This window comes from Pedobacter zeae (assembly GCF_014196715.1).
In the GTDB taxonomy this organism is placed as follows: Bacteria; Bacteroidota; Bacteroidia; order Sphingobacteriales; family Sphingobacteriaceae; genus Pedobacter; species Pedobacter zeae.
In genome coordinates this window covers 877,844-899,252 of the sequence record NZ_JACIEF010000003.1, presented here as the reverse complement: position 1 = coordinate 899,252, position 21,409 = coordinate 877,844, and the positions used below count along the sequence as shown (strand labels likewise).

General features: G+C 39.7%; 15 protein-coding genes. 12 read left to right on the top strand and 3 right to left on the bottom strand.

Annotation, left to right across the window (positions count from 1 at the left end; all coding sequences use genetic code 11):
• The 10 genes from GGQ60_RS16925 to GGQ60_RS16880 all read left to right on the top strand — a co-directional run bounded on the left by GGQ60_RS16925 (position 1) and on the right by GGQ60_RS16880 (position 15,883).
• Positions 1-1,134, top strand: a complete 1,134-nt coding sequence (locus GGQ60_RS16925; RefSeq protein ID WP_183766564.1) for a thioredoxin family protein — start codon at positions 1-3, stop codon at positions 1,132-1,134.
• Between the two features lie 175 nt (positions 1,135-1,309).
• Entirely contained in the window at positions 1,310-2,815 is a 1,506-nt protein-coding gene (locus GGQ60_RS16920) for a family 16 glycosylhydrolase (RefSeq protein WP_183766563.1), read from the top strand.
• Between the two features lie 192 nt (positions 2,816-3,007).
• Positions 3,008-5,377, top strand: coding sequence for a phosphocholine-specific phospholipase C (locus GGQ60_RS16915; RefSeq protein WP_183766561.1), 2,370 nt, complete (start codon positions 3,008-3,010; stop codon positions 5,375-5,377).
• A gap of 56 nt (positions 5,378-5,433) precedes the next feature.
• A complete protein-coding gene (locus GGQ60_RS16910) occupies positions 5,434-8,355 on the top strand; it encodes a ligand-binding sensor domain-containing protein (protein WP_183766559.1) in 2,922 nt (973 codons plus the stop codon).
• Between the two features lie 36 nt (positions 8,356-8,391).
• Entirely contained in the window at positions 8,392-9,018 is a 627-nt protein-coding gene (locus tag GGQ60_RS16905) for a response regulator transcription factor (protein WP_183766557.1), read from the top strand.
• Between the two features lie 138 nt (positions 9,019-9,156).
• On the top strand, positions 9,157-9,489 hold the full coding sequence (locus tag GGQ60_RS16900) for a VOC family protein (RefSeq protein WP_183766555.1): 333 nt from the start codon (positions 9,157-9,159) through the stop codon (positions 9,487-9,489).
• Between the two features lies 1 nt (position 9,490).
• Positions 9,491-10,357: a helix-turn-helix transcriptional regulator gene (locus tag GGQ60_RS16895; protein ID WP_183766553.1), complete on the top strand. Its 867-nt coding sequence runs from the start codon at positions 9,491-9,493 to the stop codon at positions 10,355-10,357.
• Positions 10,358-10,644: 287 nt separating this feature from the next.
• On the top strand, positions 10,645-13,779 hold the full coding sequence (locus tag GGQ60_RS16890) for a SusC/RagA family TonB-linked outer membrane protein (protein WP_183766551.1): 3,135 nt from the start codon (positions 10,645-10,647) through the stop codon (positions 13,777-13,779).
• An 11-nt stretch (positions 13,780-13,790) separates the two neighbouring features.
• Entirely contained in the window at positions 13,791-15,245 is a 1,455-nt protein-coding gene (locus GGQ60_RS16885) for a RagB/SusD family nutrient uptake outer membrane protein (protein WP_183766549.1), read from the top strand.
• A gap of 167 nt (positions 15,246-15,412) precedes the next feature.
• Positions 15,413-15,883, top strand: coding sequence for a Cif family virulence factor (locus tag GGQ60_RS16880; RefSeq protein WP_183766546.1), 471 nt, complete (start codon positions 15,413-15,415; stop codon positions 15,881-15,883).
• A 50-nt stretch (positions 15,884-15,933) separates the two neighbouring features.
• Here GGQ60_RS16880 and GGQ60_RS16875 read toward each other — a convergent pair whose 3' ends face one another.
• The 3 genes from GGQ60_RS16875 to GGQ60_RS16865 form a co-directional block, all read right to left on the bottom strand.
• On the bottom strand, positions 15,934-16,503 hold the full coding sequence (locus GGQ60_RS16875) for a DUF2911 domain-containing protein (RefSeq protein WP_183766544.1): 570 nt from the start codon (positions 16,501-16,503) through the stop codon (positions 15,934-15,936).
• Positions 16,504-16,588: 85 nt separating this feature from the next.
• Positions 16,589-16,774, bottom strand: coding sequence for a hypothetical protein (locus tag GGQ60_RS16870; RefSeq protein ID WP_183766542.1), 186 nt, complete (start codon positions 16,772-16,774; stop codon positions 16,589-16,591).
• Positions 16,775-16,846: 72 nt separating this feature from the next.
• A complete protein-coding gene (locus tag GGQ60_RS16865) occupies positions 16,847-19,345 on the bottom strand; it encodes a bifunctional glycoside hydrolase family 9 protein/polysaccharide deacetylase (protein WP_183766540.1) in 2,499 nt (832 codons plus the stop codon).
• A 115-nt stretch (positions 19,346-19,460) separates the two neighbouring features.
• Between GGQ60_RS16865 and GGQ60_RS16860 the strand changes: the two genes are divergently transcribed.
• Both GGQ60_RS16860 and GGQ60_RS16855 read left to right on the top strand, forming a co-directional pair.
• Positions 19,461-20,087, top strand: a complete 627-nt coding sequence (locus GGQ60_RS16860) for a TetR/AcrR family transcriptional regulator (RefSeq protein ID WP_183766538.1) — start codon at positions 19,461-19,463, stop codon at positions 20,085-20,087.
• Complete coding sequence (locus GGQ60_RS16855; RefSeq protein ID WP_183766537.1) at positions 20,084-21,403, top strand: TolC family protein; 1,320 nt, start codon at positions 20,084-20,086, stop codon at positions 21,401-21,403. Before GGQ60_RS16860 ends, GGQ60_RS16855 begins: the two co-directional genes overlap by 4 nt.
• Positions 21,404-21,409: the final 6 nt, after the last annotated feature.

The following is a 21,409-nucleotide window of genomic DNA, read 5'->3' as shown; positions in this document are numbered from 1 at the left end:
ATGAAAAAAGTATTTCATACCCTTTGCCTGTTGTTAACTGCTATAGGCTGCCTGGCGCAAAATCAATCCTTAAACAGCATATTGAAGCAGGCTAAAAAAGAAGATAAACTCATCTTTGTCGATTGTTACTTCACCGGCTGTATTCCTTGCGCCCAAATGGACGAAAATGTTTTTCCAAATGCGCTGATTAAGGCAGAAATGGATAAAAACTTTCTGATGCTTAAAGTTGATATTTTTAAAGATAAATTGGGCGATACTTTAAAGGTGCAACATATTTTAAATGGTTTTCCTACCTTTTTGGTCTTGAATGGCGACGGAAAACTCATCAATTCCTCATCAGGCTATAAAGATCCGGGTAACCTGATTGCGCTGTTTACTGATGCCCGCCAAAAGGCTGAACAGCATAAATTTTTGTCGGGATTTTCTACCAGCTATAACGAAGCAAAATATCCGGCATTTTACGTAGAATTCTGCAAAACGCGTAAAGGAGTAACCGGCGAAACCATCGCTGCCTATACCGATACTTTAAAAAACTTTAAAGCCGAAAATGCCTTATTGCCTTACCTGGTTACCAGATCAGCAGATGAAAAAGCGATTGAAACCATTTTTGCCGATTATAATGTATTTGCCGCGCTTTATGGCGAAGAGGTTTTACAACCGGTCGTAGACTACGGATTGAGCCAGAAACTGGTTAAAGCGCTGAAAACAAATTCAGATCAGGAAGCTTTTAATGATTTTTTGGCCAGCCAGAAGAAAAAATTTTCAGATAAAACCTGGAAAATATGCCTTCAAACCCTGGGCAGCCGGTATTATCTGGGGATGAAAAAAGATACGGTAGGTTTCCTGAAGTTTTCGATCAAAAACCCGGTTTTATATCAGTATCATTTCAATGCACTTTACAGTACGTTGGCAGCTAAAAAAGGCTTCAACCCTGAGGTAACCAGGCTCTTCTGCGAATGGGCCAGTACTATTGTTACCGAAAACAGCGGGCTTGAATACATGAAAACAGCTGCAGCTGTACATCGGCTGGCCAAAGACGAAGCCGGCTATAGCAAATTTGTAAAAATGGCAACAGCTTATACAGCCAGTTATCAAATGAAACCAGAAACTGCTGAGGCTTCATCTTCAAAATAAACAAGAAATTACATCATGTAGAAGTGGTGGAATATTTAATAGTTAATGTAGTTAATGAGCGAAAGGCTTATCCGGATGGATAAGCTTTTTGCTTTTGTTTATATAATGGTTACATTAACTTTAATTTGTTTTCGGCTAAAAAATCTACTTTTGAATTTTTACCAAAAATAAAGATATGAAACGCGCATTAATTTCGGCCTGTATGGTTTTCATGTTTACCTCTGCTTTTGCCCAAAAGTTTAACTGGAATAAAAACCAGGTAATTGCACACCGTGGCGCCTGGAAGAAGAATAATTTCCCCCAGAATTCTATCGCTTCGCTAAAGGAAGCTGTGAGGTTGGGTTGTTACGGATCTGAATTCGATGTGTGGATGACGGCAGATCATGTTTTGGTGATCAACCACGATCCCGAATTTCAGGGTTTAACGATAGAGAAGGTAAATTATGCCGAGCTGTTGACTAAAACCATGACCAATGGCGAAAAGATACCAACATTGGAAGCCTACCTGTTAGAAGGTAAAAAACAGAAAACTACTAAACTGATTTTAGAAATAAAACCTTCGTTAATCAGTAAGGAACGCGGCATTGAGGTAACCAATAAATGTATTGAAATGGTTCAGAAACTCAAGGCCGTGGAGTGGACAGAGTATATCAGTTTTGACTACGATTACTGTAAACGGATTTTAGCGCTGTTGCCCAAAGCGAAAGTAGCCTACTTAAAAGGCGACATTAGTGCCGAACAGATGAAAGCTGATAAATTAACAGGAGCTGATTATCATTACAGCGTTTATCAAAAAGACAACTGGATAGAAAATGCAAAAAAACTGGGTTTGACTGTAAATGCATGGACCGTAAATACGGTGCCAGAAATGCAGTGGTTACTGGCCCATCAAGTAGAATACATTACCACTAATGAGCCTGAACTGCTTTTCGAAGAAATTAAAAAAACTCCGGTTGCGCAGGGATGGAAATTAAAATGGGCTGACGAATTTAATGATGCCGGACTCCCTTTAACCAAAAACTGGAGCTACGATGTAGGTGGTAAAGGCTGGGGGAATAAGGAGCTTCAATATTATACAGATGCCGATAGTGCAAATGTATTGGTAAAAAAAGGAAACCTGAATATTACCGCAATTAAAGCTGATAAAGAGGCTAACCAATATACCTCGGCCAGGCTGGTAACCAAAAACAAATTTGATTTTAAATATGGCCGGGTTGAGGTACGTGCCATGTTGCCTAAAGGCAGGGGCTTATGGCCTGCAATATGGGCTTTACCTACCGATTTTAAATATGGCAACTGGCCCAAAAGCGGTGAAATTGATATTATGGAACATGTTGGTTACGATCCTGATAGTGTACATGGAACGGTACATACCGAAAAATTTAATCACGTCATTAAAACCCAGGTGGGTAAGGCTTTAAAAATAGATAATCCTTATACAGAATACCATGTTTATGCGATAGAGTGGTTTGCAGACCGTATCGACTTCTTTGTTGATGACCAAAAATACTTCACTTTTAACAATACGAAAAAAGGATCAGGCGATTGGCCTTTCGATCAGAATTTCCACTTGATTTTAAATGTAGCCGTCGGCGGTGGATGGGGCGGAAAAAAAGGCGTTGATGATACGATTTTCCCTGCAACCATGAAAGTTGATTACGTAAGGGTGTTCCAAAAATAATTTAAGATGTGATAGGTACGATGGAAGATGGTTCAATAGTTCATTAGCCATTTGTTCATTGGTAATAGCAAACTGCCAACTGAGAATTGTTCCGTTGCTTGATTGTTATATTGTTGGGATGAATGGCTTACTCGACTGCAAACTGCCAACTTAAAACAATAACTTGCGGTATCTAAGCTATATTGTATAATTATGGATTCACGTAGAGAATTTCTAAAAAAGGCAGCTTTGCTTGCCGGGGCCACGGGTATGGCCAATACTTTACCCGGTTCAGTGCTAAAAGCCATGTCGATCAACCCTGAGCCAGGCAGCACATTTTATGATGCAGAACACATTGTTTTTCTGATGCAGGAAAACAGGTCTTTTGATCACATGTTCGGTAAAATGAAGGGGGTACGGGGATTTAACGACCCGCATCCGCATATCCAGCCTGATGGCAACAAAGTCTGGCTGCAAAAAGACGGTCAGGGTTACACCTATGCACCGTTTCATGTAGACATCAATAAAACAAAAATTACCTGGCAGGGTGGTTTACCACACTCCTGGAATGATCAGGTGGCTGCACGTAATGGCGGCCGTTATGATAAATGGATTCCGGTTAAAAGCCCGATGACTTTGGCTTATTATGATCGTAACGATATTCCTTTCTATTATGCCCTGGCCGATGCTTTTACGATTTGCGATCAGCATTTTTGTTCGTCGTTAACCGGAACAACACCTAACCGTTTGTTTTTTTTCACCGGAACCATACGAGGGGAAAAAAGTGCCAACAGGGTGGCCGTTGTAAATAATGACCAGGCCGAATCGCAGAATAATGTATTTGTTGATTGGCCAACTTTCCAGGAAACACTTGAAGATAATGGCATTGATTGGCGCATTTACCAGAACGAACTTTGGACATCGCGACTGCCGGAAGGCGAAATAGACGATTGGTTGGGAAATTATGGCGATAACCCTATTGAATATATCAGCAGGCACCAAGTTAAATTATCGGCTTATTTTAGAAAAAATGGCGATAATACCGTTAAGCCTCCTTTAACGGCCAAAGAAGTTCAGGAAAAATATGATAAATTATCGCAAAGGGAAAAAAATCTGATCGATAAAGCCTTTACCACCAATATTTCGCAAAAAGATTACCTGGAACTTGAACCTTTTACTTTTAAAAACGATCAGGGTCAAACTGAAACGATAAATGTTCCTAAAGGGGATATTTTTTACCAGTTTAGAAAAGATGTAGATAGCGGAAAATTACCAACCGTTTCGTGGCTGGTTGCGCCACAGCGTTTTTCTGACCATACCAGTTCGCCTTTGTACGGCACATGGTACGTAAGTGAAGCCCTTGATATTTTAACCAAAAACCCTGAAGTTTGGAAAAAAACCATTTTTATTTTAACCTACGATGAAAATGATGGTTATTTCGACCATCAGCCACCATTTGTAGTTCCTAATCCTGATGATCCGACCAGCGGGAAAGTATCTGGCGGAATCAATTTTGCTACCGATTTTGAAGCCAGAAAGGGGAGTCCGATCGGTTTAGGCTACCGTGTACCTCTGGTTATTGCTTCGCCATGGAGCAAGGGTGGTTTTGTGAACTCTCAGGTTTTTGATCATACTTCTTCACTGATGTTTATGGAAAAATGGCTGGCCAAAAAAACAGGCAAAGTCATTAAAAGCAATAACATCAGCGATTGGCGAAGAAACATCTGTGGTGATTTAACTTCGGTATTCAGGCCTTATAACGGGGAAGAAATTAAATCTCCGGAGCCTTTAAAGCGTGATAATGTGATTACCAATATCGGCAATGCCAAAAGTAAACCTGCACAGATAGGTCCAACTGCATTAAATAAAACCGAGGTGGCCAAAATCAATAAATTCGAAGCCTTTTCACGTGAAACAAGTGCGCATGCACCAAAGCAGGAAAACGGAACCAAACATGCCTGTGCGCTGCCCTACCATTTAACGGTTGATGCCAACCTGGTAAACGACGAAATCGAACTCACGTTCCAATCGGCGAAAACCTTGTTTGGCAGCGAAACAGAAAGTATCGGTGCCCCGTTTAACATGAATACCATCGCCAAATTTAAAGGGGTTTCAGGGAAATCATGGGCCTATGCGGTAAAAGCGGGCGATCTTGTTAAAGATAATATCAAGATTGATGATTTCGACAACGAAGTCTACGATTTGGCCATCAGTGGTCCGAATGGGTTTTGCCGGTATTTTGCAGGAAGCAAAAAAAATCCTCCCATTGCAGTAAAAGTTTTTCCTGAAGAGAGCGGTTTAGTAAGTAAAAAACTTAATGGAAACCTGGTATTTGCAATAAAAAATAAAGGAGCTGCTTTAATTACCCTGCAAATTATCGATAATAAGTTCAAAACCGGGATTAAAACCCTAACCATAAAACCGAAATCGGAGACTAAGGTTGTATTTAATCTGTCAAAAAATGCCAACTGGTACGATTTCAGCATTGTACAAACTGGTAATACCCTGTTTAAACAACGTTATGCAGGTAAAATAGAAACCGGAGAAATTACACAGACCGATCCTTATATGGGTAACGCATAAATATCCCCCTTTTTGGGGGATGGTATTTGAAAGAAATTATGTTTATTTTGTATTATATGTGCAGTAAACTGTCTATAGTAAAGGTAAATTTCATAGTTTCTTTCATTTTGGCTTGTAGTTTCCAGCTATCGGCCCAAAGCTATAACTTTACCAATTACAGTTTAAAAGATGGTTTGCCGCAATCGCAGGTAACAGCCATTTATCAAGCCAGGGATAGAACACTTTGGCTGGGAACATTTGGTGGTGTAAGCAATTTCGATGGAAAGGAATTTATTTCCTACGGCAAAGCCGATGGATTAGGCTCAAATGCCGTAAACAGCATTGTTGAGGATAATCAGAACCAGGTGTATTTCGGGACAGAATCGGGCATCAATATCCTTAAAAAGAGAAAAATAGGCACCCTATTTTCGGGAAAGAGCGTAAGCCATTTATTTAAAGATCAACAGGGTTATATTTGGGGAATAAGCGAGCATAAGCTCTTTAGAATTGAAAAAGGCAAACCCGTTTTTTATTCCATTGCCGGCAAATACATCAATGCCATTAGTGCCGATCAGTATGGGAATCTGTATGCTGTTGTCGCAGAACGGGGGATTTACCTACTTAAAAACAATCGTTGGGTAATTTACCAGGAATTACCGGCGGCACTAAATGCCCTATCCATCAGGAAAGTTCTTTTCGATAAAAAAATAAAGAATAAATTCTACCTGCTTACTAACCGTAACGGCATTTATGTGGTTGAGGATGGTAAGATAAAACCGTTTTTTAAAAATAAAGCGATTGATACCTATTATGCCATTGCACAGGATAGCAAGGGTAATATATGGATCGGATCAGAAAAGGGGGCTTACCTTGTTCATGAAAACGGCTCGTTTGTTTATTTCAATGCCGACAATGGATTAAGCGATAACCAGGTCGAAGAAATCTTTAGCGATGCTGAAAACAACATCTGGATATCCTGTTTTAGTGATGGGATTTATAAATACGAGGGCGACTCCTTTATCCGGTACCATAAATTTAAAGGTCAGAATGTTGCCTATCCCATCAGCGGCATCGCTGCGGATAAGAATAACAACCTTTGGTTCGGTACGTACAACAAAGGGATTTTTAAGTACGATGGAAACCATGTAACCAATATTAATCATCCGGCCTTTAAGAACAACAAGATTTATTTTGTATATGCCGATAAAGCAAAGAATATCTGGATTTCGACTTATGGAAATGGCGTTTGGAAATATGATGGAAATAAATTTTGGCAGGTATTAAAGCCCGAACGTTATGATAACAGTTCGATCGCCGAAGACAGTGAGGGTGGGATCTGGATCAATGGATTAAAATCATCGGTTTATTTAAAAGATGGTAAAACTAAAAAGATAGCCGGTTTCGAAGGCTATTCATCCTGTATTTTCCCTTTTCCATTGAGTAAGGATAGTGTGCTGCTGGGCACATCGAAGGGTGTTATGCTCATCCGGGACAAAAAAATTGATAAAACCTTTCAGATCAGATCAATTCAGGATGCTCATGTGCTCACTATTATTAAACATGGGAGTAACCTGGTTTTTGCTACACTTGGCGATGGCATCATCACCTGGAATTTACAAACAAAAGCAAGCAAGCGCTATGTGATTGCCAATGGACTGAATTCGAACGATATTTATGGCCTTGTAATAGATAATAACAACAATTTATGGGCTGGTACGGGCCGTGGGATAAACAAGTTAAAGTATAATAGGGCAGAGCAGCGTTATGAGGTTTTCAGGGATCAGCCCCTGGTTGTAGAATGCAACCAGAATGCCATTATAAATTACAAAAACAATATTTTGGTAGGTACCACCGAGGGATTGGTGAGGTGCCAAACCGCTCTACCGGCCGAAAACAAAAAAAGTCCGTTCATTCATTTCCAGTGCATTAATTTATTTCACAAAAATGACCGTTCAAAGGATGTATGTATTGATTTAAACCAGGAAAAGAAAGGATTTTATAAATTAGATTATAGCCAGAACCATATTGCCATCAGCTTTAAGGGGGTTTATCTTACCAATCCGTTAAGTGTGCTGTACCGGTATAAACTAATTGGCGTAGATAACGATTTTAGCAAGCCTGTACCCAATACCGAGATCGAGTACTCAGCGATTAAACCCGGCAGTTACACTTTTCAGGTTTATGCCGTAGCAAACGGTCAGCAGTCTAATATAGAGCAATTCAGTTTTACGATTGTACCTCCTATTTATGATACCGTATTATTTAAGATCGTTGCATTTTTGGTATTGATATTTTTGATCTGGCTTATTTTCTACCTGATTTTTAAAACCAGGGAGCAAAAAAAACACCGGTTTGAAAAACTGAAGCAGAAAGAACAGGAAAAAATCAGAAAACAGACCGCCGAAGATTTTCATGATGATATTGGCAATAAATTAACGCGGATTAATGTTCTATCCGAGATTTTAGATAAAAAAGTAGCCGGTTCGGAGAAGGAGCTGAAAGAATTGATCCGTTTGATCAGGGAAAATGCGGGTCTGCTATATACCGGAACAAAAGATATCCTTTGGGCGCTTGATCCGCATAGTGATAACCTCTTCGAAATTTTGGTTCATATTAAAAATTTCGGAATAGATTTATTTCAGAATACCGGCGTTGATTTTAAAATGGAGGGTGTACTGGCCAAATACGAAAAGCTACATCTATCGATGGAATTTAACCGTAACCTTACCCTTATTTTTAAGGAGATGCTTAATAATGTATTAAAACATGCAAATGCAAAACAGGTATTGATCATGGTGATCGAAACCGATCACGATACCATTAATATTCTAACTACCGATGATGGGCGGGGTTTCGACCTCGAATCGGTAGAAAGGGGAAGGGGCTTAAATAATATCCAAACCCGCTGTAAGCGGATAAAATCAACTTTCCAGATTTCTTCTGTTAAGGGAAAAGGTACTACTACCACAATTTCTACCAGAATTACCGTTACAAAATAGCACTAAACACTATTATAATTAAAACCAAGCACAAAAATGAGCCAGAATTTACGAATTGTTCTAATAGAAGATGATGATATTTTACGGATGGGTTATGAATCGTTATTAAGCGATGTTGATGATTTTTTAGTGGTTAATGCTTATTCATCGTACGATTTAGCAAAGAAACATCTTGAAGACGATCAGCCAAATGTTATCCTGCTTGATATTCAGATGCCGGGTACAAACGGTTTGCAGGCGTTGCCTTTTATAAAAAAAACCTTGCCCCATGCACATATCATCATTTTAACTGTATTCGATTCACCTGAACTGGTTTTTGAAGCCTTAACAATGGGTGCCGGCGGTTACCTCACCAAAAATTCGAGCGCAGCAAAAATTATCGATGCAGTTAGAGAAGTAAGTACAGGTGGGGGGGCCATGAGTACCAATGTGGCCCGGATTGTAATGCACTCATTTCAAAAAAACCTTAACTCTCCATTAACCAAAAGAGAAACTGAAATATTGGACAGGATAGCCAATGGGCAAACCAAACCGCAAATTGCCAACGATCTCTTTATCGATCAGGAAACGGTTAGGAGCCACGTCAAAAATATCTACATCAAACTCGATGTAAACTCTAAAGCCGATGCGATCAAAACAGCAAAAGAAAAGCGTTTTATCTAAGCGATAAGAATTCGCCGTAAAAAAAAATGCTAAAATCACCCTTTTTGGGTGATTCTTTGGCTTCAATTCCGTCTTAATTTTACACCATACAAATTAAGTGGAATAATGAGCCCATGTGGAAAACTCTTTTATGTGCGAGTGAAGCAACTAAATGATGCATGGGCCTTTTATGCCAATTGTTTAGGGATGGCTACGGAAGCAACCATGCTTCATGGCGAGGAAAAAGGAATATTGGTTAAGGCAGACGAGGAGACCAATATTTTTCTGTCGGAACGTAAGCACCAGAACCAAACCAATAAAATTGTATTAAACAGCGATGATTGTTTAGAGGAATATTGCAGGCTAAAATCGAGGGGAGTCATTTTTAAAAAAACGCCGTCTTATTTAAGCGAGGGCTTAAGTGCCGAATTTTCTGATCCTTCTGGTAACGATTTCATCATTTTGGAGGAACGTAACTATAATGAAGACTAACATGAGGTACGTAAAGGAATTAAGCAACAGGAACAAAATTATAAGCGAACATACCTGCGAAGCGCTTTATGAACAGCAGAACGATGCTTATACCATCAAATTTGTTTTTAATGGTACCGAAGACTGCGAATTAAACAAGCGCAGGTTCTGCATTTATCCCGATACTTTTGCTGTGGTTAATGCCGGAACCAATTTCAGCAGCAAAATAGATTCGATCAACCCGGTAAACACATTTTCGGTTTCCTTTGGAGAAAATTTTATCAAGGATTTTCACCATACCGTCTCCAGCAGCAACGAGGGTTTATTGGATGGAAAGGACGTTAAATCAACACCGGTCTTTACTGAATCGCTGTATCCTTTTGCAGGTGATATGCGTTTTAACGTGCTGCACTTGAAAAACCAGCTAGATAAAGGGTTAAAAGATGAAATGCTCATCAACGAATATTTGTACCATTGCCTATTAAACTATTATAAAATTTATGACCGGGAGGTGGTACAAAAACTGGATAAACTGAGCTTTATCAAAACCAAAACCCGCGAAGAGGTTTTAAAAAGGTTAACCCTGGCCAAAGAGTACATGAGCAGCAACTACAACCAGAATATCACCCTGGAAGATATTGCCGCACAGGCCTGTTTATCGGTTAACCATCTTCTGCGCACATTTAAAGAGGCGTACGAGATCAGCCCTTATCAGTTTCTGATGCAGCTGAGGTTAAACCGGGCCAAAGGATTATTGCAAACTACGGGTTATTCGTTAAACGAAATTGTGGCACTGGTAGGTTTCGAATGCCCGAGTTCATTCATCAGGTTATTTAAAAATACATTTAACATTACGCCTTTAAAATACAGAAAGAGTAGGTTGAATTGAATATAAATAGTGATTTCTGCATATTTAGTATATGGGGATAAAACTATTTTTGAAGCTCTTGCAGGACAATTTGTAGAAGTTTTTTCCTGTTTAGGTTAATAATGATTAAAAAAGCAAACTGCCAGGATTGGGGTTTGCTTTTTGCATTTATTGCCCCTTTTCCCAAAACGGTGATTTTCGCACATTTTGGGGTTTACTAACCCTGTAAATTGCTTATTGATTTGGTTTCATGCATCCCAGCAAAAAAACTAAAGAGCAAACGAATTACTAACTATTTATTTACAAACATGAAACAAAAATTACTATTGATTTTAATGGTAACGGTTTTGTCTTATTTCAATGTCCTTGCGCAGAATAGAACAATAACCGGAAAAGTAGTTGATGCAGACGATGGGTTACCCTTGCCCGGTGTGTCAATAAAAGTTAAAGGAACTACCCAGTTAACACAAACCACAGGACAGGGAACTTTCTCGATTTCTGTGCCAGCTAATGCACAAACATTGGTATTAAGTTATGTAGGTTACACGGAGCAGGAGGTAAGAATAACCGGCGAAACATTAAACGTGCGTTTGGTAGCCTCATCTAAAAACCTGCAGGATGTAATCGTTGTAGCCTATGGGACAGTTAAGAAAGAAAATTTTACGGGATCGGCGGCAGTGGTTAAAAGCGACGTTTTGCAGGATCGCCCGGTAACTTCTTTCGAAAAAGCATTACAAGGTGCGGCGGCAGGCGTGCAGGTTACCAGCGTATCAGGACAGCCAGGTGCAACCTCTACTGTACGGATCCGCGGCGTAGGTTCCTTTACCGCCTCTAGCACCCCACTTTATGTAGTTGATGGTATTGCCATTACAAACGGTGATCTGAGTAATGTTGCGCAGACATCTGACGTGCTTTCTACAATAAATCCTAACGATATTGCTTCAATTACCGTACTAAAAGATGCAACCGCAGCGGCCATTTATGGATCCAGAGCAGCAAACGGAGTAGTTTTAATTACCACAAAACAAGGTAAAGCAGGTAAAACAAAATTGGGCTTGAGTGCTAGCACCGGTTATTCTTACCAGGCGGTAGATAAACCAGAGGTAATGGATGCCACTCAATACTATAAAACCTATTGGGATATTTTTTATGCTCAGCGTTTGGCTGCTGGTTTAACGCCTGCTGCTGCTGCTACTGCCGCAAATGCATTAACTAACTCAAATATAGGTGGTTTAGGCGTTAATCCATATAATACCGCTAATCCTTATGGCGCAGATGGTGTATTAACAAATGGTGCAGCATTGTTGTATGATACTGATTGGCGCGATGAGGTATTACGCAGAGGCGTAACCAAGAACATCGATTTATCAGCTAGTGGAGGTACTGAAAAAACTAAATTCTTTATATCTGGTGGGTACTTTGAACAGAATGGAATTGTTATCCGTTCTGATTTTAAACGTTATTCAGGGAAATTTAACCTTAATAGCGATGTTACTGATTTTTTAAAAGTAGGAATTAACAACAGTTTGGCGCGTACCGAACAAAATACACCCGCAGGTAGTACAGGGTCAGATAACCCGGTAAATTTTGCTGATCAAACGGCTAATATTTATCCGTTATATGTAAGAGATGCAAATGGAAATGTTGTATATGATGCTACAGGAAATCCGGTTTATAGTTATGTGAACCCGGTTACGCCAGACTTTAACCCTGTGGGTTTGTCTAAATTAAATGAGTATAACACCATTACCAACAGGGTAATATCGAGCCCGTATGCCGAAGTTAAATTCTTAAAAGACTTTACTGCCAAAAGCATGGTGGCTGTTGATTACATCAATAACCGTGAACGCCAGTTTTATAACATGGAACATGGCGATGGAGTAAGCGTTAAAGGAAGGGCTTACCGCTATTCTAAAGAAGATGTAACCGTAACTTTTCAAAATACCTTAACATACGATAAGACCTTTAACCAGCACAGCTTTAACGTGTTGTTAGGCCAGGAGGCTTATCGCACCAAACAAGATTATATTTATGCACAAGCAACCGGCTTTCCTTTTCCGGGAACAAACGAGCTGATTGCAGCATCAACGCCTAATACCACGCAGTCTTATTATACACAAAAGAGGTTTGCATCATATTTTTCAAGGTTAACCTATAACTATGATACCAAATATTATTTATCAGGAAGTTTAAGAAGGGATGGATCTTCTGTTTTTGGTAAAAATAATAAGTATGGTACATTTTATTCAGTTGGTGGTGCTTGGCGTATCGGTAGAGAAAATTTCTTAAAGGATGTAAGCTGGATCAACGAATTGAAGCTAAGATCCAGTTATGGTACATCGGGTAACGATAGAATAGACCGTTACGCAGCCCAGGGTTTATACGGATTGGGTAAAAATTACGAAGGCCAATCAGGAATTAACTATGTTCAATTGGAGAATCCGGATTTACAATGGGAAGAAAACTCAACCCTCGATGTTGGTTTAGAGTTTGCCCTGTTTAAAGGAAAATTAAGTGGTGAAGTATCTTATTATAAACGCGGATCAAAAGGAATATTGTTTAACCAGCCACTTTCGCAGTTAACCGGTTTCCGTAATTTAATTACCAATCTGGCCTCTATGGATAATTATGGGGTAGAAGTATTGTTAAATGCAAATCCGGTAAAAACGAAAGATTTTGATTGGAATATCTCATTCAACATTACTTCAAATAAAAATAGGATTAATCAAATGACTCAACCTGAAGTGATTGATTCAGACGACCCGACCAAAAGATGGACGATAGGTGGAACCAGATATGATTGGTATTTACGTGAGTATGCGGGTGTTGACCCTGCTGATGGTAGACCAATGTGGTATACAGATGAAATAGGCACAAATGGGCAGCCAACCGGAAACCGGATTACAACCAAAGCCTGGTCTGGAGCAACCCGTTACAATAATTTTGGATCTTCTTTACCAAAATTTACAGGCGGTTTCAACAATACCTTCAGGTACAGAGAGTTTGATTTAAGCATTTACACCTATTTCTCTACAGGGGGCAAAATTTACGATACCCTATACGGAAATTTAATGCATAGCGGTGCCAATGTGGGTAAACAACTGTCAACTGATATCTTTAACCAATGGCAAAAACCTGGGGATGTAACGGATGTACCAAGATTTATGATTGCTAATACCGATTTAGGAAACAACCAATCAACCCGTTTCCTATACGACGGTTCTTTTATGCGGGTTAAAAATATTGCTTTAGGTTATTCTTTAAAACGCAATTGGTTAGAAACGATCCACTTGTCGAATTTAAGGGTATACCTAATGGCCGAAAATCCATTTACCTGGGCAAAGCATAAAGGAATGGACCCTGAATCTGCGTTAACTGGATTAACTAATAACGATATTCCAAACGTTAAAACGTTTACACTAGGGCTTAATGTTGGATTTTAATTGATAAAGAAATGAGAAATATAAAAATATATAAAACTGCCCTTTACACAGGGGTTATGCTGCTTTTAGTTAGCATAACATCTTGTAAGAAAGAGTTTTTGGAGGTAACGCCTACACAGCAGATTAATGCAAAAGATGCTTTCTCCTCAGGAGCTAAAATTCAGGCAGCCATGACGGGAATTTACGACTTAACTACATTCTCGGGATACACCAACAATATGCTTTTAAGTGCTGATGTTAAAGGTAATGATGTAATGGTTGTAAGTGGTTCGGCAAACTATAACCGCTTTGTTGCCCAGTACCAGTTTATCGAAACGGTTAACAATAGCGATGTGGGCAACTGGTGGGAGTATAGCTACAAAGTTATTTCAAATGCAAACCAGTTTGTACAGTATATACCTGACGCACCTATTAGCGATGCTTTAAAAACAGAATACCTGGCAGAGGCAAGAGCGCTAAGGGCCTATACCTATTTTTGGTTGGTACGATGGTTTGCACAGCCCTATACCGTTAATCCAGAAGGTTTGGGGGTTCCTATTTTGAAAAAACCATTGTTACCTACTGAAGTATCTCCATCAAGGGATAAGATAAAAGATGTTTATGCATTTATTATTGATGACCTGAAATATGCAGAAACAAACTTGCCAACCAATAGGACAAGTATTTATAGAATGAGCACTGCAGCCATTCAGGGAATATTGGCCAGGGTTTATTTAACAATGGGCAACTGGACAGAAGCAAGCCGCTATGCAAAACTGGCCCGTGCAGCAAAACCACTAAGCACTGCTGCAGCACTGTTAACCGGATTTAATAATCCAACTTCTGAATGGATTTACGCAATAAACGTGCGCACGGATGATAATCAAGGCTTTCTTGCAGTATCTTCTTTCTACGATCCGTATAATGTAGGTTATTCTAGTTTTAGGGTAACTGACGACTTTTTTAATTCATTTGCTGCTATTGATGAGCGTAAAAAACAGTTTTTGGTTAAAAGTAGTCCAACTGCAGCAGCAAGTACTGCGACATATAGAAGAAGAGGCGAAGGTTATTTAATCAATAAATTCGATTTTACTACTACAAATGCAAATAACCAAGTATTGGTACGTTCATCTGAAATGTACCTTATCGAGGCAGAGGCCGAAGCAAGATTAGGTAACGAACCTGCGGCAAAACAGGCACTATTGGCCATTCAACAAAGGGCTGGCGTAGCAACGGCTGTATCGGCTAATACCGGTGATGCTTTAATTGAAGAGATATTATTGGAACGCAATAAAGAACTATATGGCGAAGGACATAAGTTTTTTGATCTGTTGCGTACCAAAAAAGGTGTGAATAGAACAGGCTCCACCGTACACTGGAAAATCGTGAACTTCCCGTCGGGGGATAACAGATTGGTTTCTCCAATTCCGCAGTCAGAGCTAGATGCAAACCCGGTTTTAAAACCACAGCAAAACCCGGGTTATTAACCTACATTTACGCCGGATTTAACTCCGCAATAGAGCCCTTTCCAACCAGTTTGGAAAGGGCTTTTTTATTACGTATCACATTTTAGTTACCTCACCATTAAGGTGTTATCGGCATATTATTTTTCTTTGATCCAGCCGAACTTTAATAAAAAAAAACACCGACAATTATGAAACTAAAAGCTTTAGTGATTTTATTACTAGGTATTACAATCACCAATTATGTTGCGGCAGCCGAGAAACCAACAGCAAGCCATAAATCAGTGATCAATTATTATATGGACAGCTATATAAATTCTGATTACAAGAAATTAAAAGCCGTTTTAAGCGAGGATGCCGTTTTTACCTCAAATAGGGATGTAAGGGTCGTTAAACACAAAGCAAGCGAGGTACTGAACCAGCTAAAAAAGAATGAAGGCGTAATACAACGCGATTGTAACATCAGTTCTACCATTATATCTGAAACCGATGCCCTGGTAATTGCCCGTATAGATATTGATTATGAATTGTTTGATGGTGCGCAGCAGAACTTTGTTGTTATCGAAAAAAATAATGACGGCGATTGGAAGATCACCAATGTTTACAAAGTATTCCTTTCAAATGAAAGCGAAGCAAAAAAACTGGTTTCAAATACCCGTTAAAACAGAAAAGTCCCGGCCAAAGCCGGGACTTTATATTTAAACATTTTATTTTAAAAACTGATCGGTAATTCTACCAGCGTTTTATCCCACCCGATAACCAGGGTTGCACCTTCGTTAAGAGGTGTAAAGGTTAACGAAAAATATTCGATCGGTTTAGGCAGTGTTTTCACCGGAACATTTACCCTTACAACATCTTTTGCCTGGTTATAGGTAAAAGCACCCCACTTATCGGTTTCGCTGTTTACAATAATTGTCCAGGTATCTTTATTCGGAATGGCAAACAGGCTATAGGTACCGGCCTTAATTTTTTTGCCGCCAATACTTACTTTTTTAAAGAAATGTACTTCCGTACTTTCGTTAGCACCAAAACGCCAAACTGTTCCATATTGCTCCAACACCCCAAAAATTTCGCGCCCTTTTTTCTGTGGACGGGAATAAACGATTTTTATAATTGGCTTGGTCTCATCGCCTGCTTTAGCCTTGGGGGCATTAAGCGGGAAATACACAATATCTGCCGGACTTGGGTCTGCAGCAGGAAATTTTACTTCGGTAACAGCCGGCTGTTGCGCCTTTGCACCAAAGCATAAAAGAGCGAAAACAACAATGAAGATATTTTTCATTTATAGGTTTTTGTTTTCTGTGGCAATGCTTAACTACAGTTCTAAGCCTGTTTGGCAAGAACCATACGATGGAATTAAATAGAAACTAGTATTTTCTTCCTTTTACAATAGCGTTTAAAAATAAACCTGCACTTAGCAAGCCAAGAACGCCGCCCAATAAAGCGAAAATATAGTTTTGCGTGATGATGGCCCCGGTTAAAACCCCAAAGAATAAGCCTAAAGCGTAATATAACCAGTTGAAATTATTGCTGCTGTTCTCTTGTACACTCATGTTTTTTATTATTTGGAGGCAAAGTTAATATTTATTTTAAATTTTAATTTGCCAATTGCCTCAATAATCCAATTAATTATCAATTCTGTCCAATTTATAACCCGCAGCTTTTAAATAGGTAATCAATTCTGCCAACCGGTTATAAAATTTATCGGATCTTCTCGAATCTGTTCCGATGTGCATCAACAGGATAAAACCATTTAACCCATTTGGCCCATTCTCATTGAAGGAGGTAATCGATTTAAAAATTTCATCGCTGGACCTATACCTTTTGCCCATTTCCGGATACGTATAATCTGCGTTTGATTTTGTGCCGGGCGTAAAGTTAATCAGCGCTAAACCTTGTTCCCTGCTCCAATTGGCAATGGTTTTATTGTACCACTCGTAAGGGGGAAGGAAATATTTTGCCTCTGCTTTCTTAATTCCAAAAGCTGCCATTGCATTGTAGTTATTGTTAAGATCTTTTTCGAACTGCATTTTCGTAACCAACAGACTATCCCGTTTGGTCCAGTCGCAGTATAATAGATGCTGATCAGAGTGAGGACCCAGGTAATGTCCCTTGCTTTTAAGCTTTTTAATCAATCCATTAAAATTAGGGTTCCTGTAAAAATTACCGGTAAGAAAAAAAGATACTTTAACCTCTTTCCGATCCAGTACCGCATTTATTTTTTCGCCCCCGTCTCCAAATTCGTCACCAGTAAAAACAAGGTAAATTTTCTTTTGGGTAGAATCTCTGCGGATATTAGCACCTAAATAAAAGGTGCTATGACCGGTAGGGGTTTTGGCCTGGGCCTCTTTAGCCGCCAGTAAATAAATGAGCGATGCTGTCCCGTCCATGGTTGGCTCATTGGTGCTATAATCGCCATAATCATCATGATAAACAGCCAGGTCGCTTTGAAAATCAGCATATTCATCCGCTTCATTTAACTTAATGCCGATTAAGGATTTATAAATGCTGGTGTACACCGGACCATCAACCAAACCTCCATTAATCGGGTAGCCTTTCAAATGGGTAAAGGCCGAATGAGGGTCTCTTGGCGTATCGGCCCATTCGGGTAACCCGTAAACCATGCTTGTGCCCCACGGATTACAACCAAAAAGCCAGTCGACATTCGCCTGTTCCAGCTCGGTATAAGCTGTATCGCCACTTAAAATACCATACCAATTGCATTGCATGGCAAAGGCTACCGTTAGGTTATTGCTACACCAGATAAAAGGTACACCGCGGTAAAATGCATTGTTCTTTGCCCTGTTCCAAACCTTTTCGATCCCTTGTTTATAATAGCTCGCTGCCGTTTTTCCCTTTTCTTGCTTGGCAACTTCGTAATGCCCCAAATTGATGAAAGGATAATATTGGTAATGTGCTGCTGTATCTTTTTGCATCCACGGGGTGATGCTTTCTTGCCCGGCATACTGTAAAGCCTTAGTCACTTTCTTTTGTTGAACCTTTTCACCGGAAAAATTGAATGACACTTCGGCCAGTTCCATATCATCCACCCAATTGTCTTCTGCATAAATGTATGGCGATTTTACGGATGCCGTTTGCGTAACGCCCGGTTTTTGTAGTGCAAAGCGATAAGCAGTTTTAGCCTTTTTAACAAGTAATCGGGCATAATTACGGTCTGCTTTAAACAAAACAGCCCCCAGGTTAAATGCACTTGTAAATTTAGCTGCGGTAGAACTGGTTCCGGTGGTGTTGTTCATAAATTTGCCACGTTGCTGCGGTTCTCCCGTAATAAAATAGAGTGGGCGCTCAAATCCTTTGCCGTACTGGCTGTCTTCTTTTGGTATGCGCATGCTGATGTGGTCTCTGTCATCAGCCAATTGGTTAAACATGATGTTTTTCTTTGGATGCATTTTGAGTAGCCAGTCTAAACCCCATTTAGCTTCATCCAGAATATCGGCCCTGCCATTTTTTCCATCCAGGCCATTTGCCTGTTGTTTGTCGCCAAAAACCTGCGGATAATCACGGTAGGCCATTAATAAATGATAGGTGGCATTGGCGGTAGTGGTCGAATATTGCAGGTAATCACTTGCGTCATGCCAACCGCCCGATGCGTCAAAATGTGTACTGTCTTTAATACCTGCTTTTGCACCATATAACACAAAGCCATCATGAGTGTGGCAACTGTCTTTTAAGTAGGGATTAAAACCGCTTCTTTGCTGCCTCATGTATTGCAGGCAAAAATCGGCCGCCCCTTTATACACTTCGTCATTAATAAGCAGCAGGGGGGAGGTTGTACCATTTGCCCGGATATAAAAATTCCCCTGTTTTTTAAAATCGCTGAAGTTTAAGCGGGCGGTTTGCTTAAAAGGACCGTAACTGCCAAAACGCTTAATGTGGCTTGAGGTATAAACAATATTACCGGTTTCTTTTTCTACGATCTCAAAACTGGCCGGTACTTCATCGGTTTTACTAGCCCATACTGCTACTTTAACCGCCTCTGTAGGGTAGCCCAGCAGATTGATCCTGATCCAGCGCTGTTCCTGTTTTCTTTTTTCACTGATAAATGAGGTTAGCAACCAGGAAATACTGAGCAAAGCAATGATCAAAAAGGATTTATTTTTCATTTCGATAGATGATTGGGTGATTAAAATTAGGGTTTTATCAAGATAATGTAAAAGAAGCATCAAAACATTTGCAAATTAATCAATCGTTTGATTAATTTTGTGTCGTCAAAAAGAAATGAAAACAGAAAAAGTAGATAAAAGACAGGCCATTTTGGAGGCAGCCGAAAAGCTGTTTTGCGAAACTGGCTATGAGGGGACTTCTACCCGCCAGATTGCGAGAGAATCGGGGGCGAACATGGCCATGATAAATTATTATTTCGGGTCTAAGGAAGGGGTTTTTGTGGAGATTATGAACGAGCGTATCGCTGGTTTTGCTTCTCAGTTAAAAATTATCAATGAAGATAAGATTTCGGCATTAGAAAAATTGCACAGGGTTATAGAGGGCTATGTAAATAGGATATTAAGTAATACAGCATTTCATAAAATGATGCACCGCGAATTGTCTTTAACGCAAAGACCCGAAATGTACGACAAGATTAAGGATGCCATGAGCCAGAACATGCAGCTAATCGACCGGATCATTACAGGAGGTATTGAAGACGGCAGCTTTAACCAGGTAGATGTGCGGATGGTAATCGCATCCATTATGGGTACCATAACCAATATTGTTATTGCGCCCCATAAGGTAATGTCGTGCTCTAATTTCGACCTGAACAATCCGAAAGACAAAAAAATGATTAAAGAGCGGACGATCGCTCATTTACAGGATCTAACAACAGTTTATTTAACAACAAAAAGATGATACCCAAATCGATTAGATTAATGCTTGCGGCGTCATTAATTCCGGCGGCTTTGTTTGCACAGGGCAGCAAGGAATTAAATATTAACCAGGCAATAGAACTTGGCATAGCCAATAGCAAAAACTTAAAACTTTCTCAGAACAAAATTGATCAGGCTGTTGCAAAGCTTGAAGTGGTAAAAGACAATGCCTTACCAACCGGAAATGCAAGTTTTATGTACAATCATGCTGAAATTCCGACCACCACATTTTCGTTGCCAGGAGGAGGATCAGCTTTCCACTTACCAAAAAGGGCAGATGCTTTTGTGGGTACGGCAGCCGTACAGGAGTTGGTATATGGCGGGGGCAAATTAAAATACGCAAAAGAATCGACCAAATTATTGGCCGAGGTGGCACGTTTAGATGCCGATAAAAGCAAAGAGGAAATTACCTATGCTGTAATTAATACCTACTACTCTTTATATAAGGTAATACAAAGCAGAAAAGTGGTTGATCAGAATTTAGAATCGATCGCCGCGCAGATTAAACAGGCACAACGTTTCTTCGAGCAGGGTATTGTAACTAAAAATGACGTACTGCGTTTCCAATTGCAACAGGCAAACGTTGAGCTAACGCAGATGGATATCGAAAGCAACCGCAAAGTAATCAACTATAACCTGGATATCCTTTTAGGTTTACCGGAAGATACCGAAGTTAAAATTGTTGATCCAACCCTGGGTTTAAAAACACCAGGTTCGTTAAACGAGTACATTGGTCAGGCTTTTGCTAATCGCCAGGAACTAAAACAGCTTGATATACAGAACAAAGTGGCTGATTTTAATGTGAAAACTGTTAAGGCAAATACGTTGCCTACTGTAGGTGTCGGTGCAAACCTTTACTACATTAATCCGAGTGGCAACTTTATTCCGCCGGCAAACCAGTATTTAATGCCGGTTACAATAGGTGCTACGGTTTCATGGAATTTCGGAAACCTTTGGACAAACAAGAACAAAGTAAGCCAGGCAAAAATTGAGCAGACCGAAATTACCATTCAGAAAGATATTTTATCTGATCAGGTAAAAACCGAAATCAACAAAAACTTTCAAAATTACCAGGTGGCTATGAATAAGATCCAGCTTTTGGAAACTTCAATTGCACAGGCCACAGAAAACGATAAGTTATTGGCATCCAAATACAAAAACAATGTGGCTTCGGTTACCGACCGCATCGATGCAGAAACTTTATTATACCAGGCAAAAATAAACTTAGAGATCGCGAAAGCAGATGCAGGTCTGGCTTACTATACATTATTAAAATCAACAGGAAAAATAACGCAATAAATACAG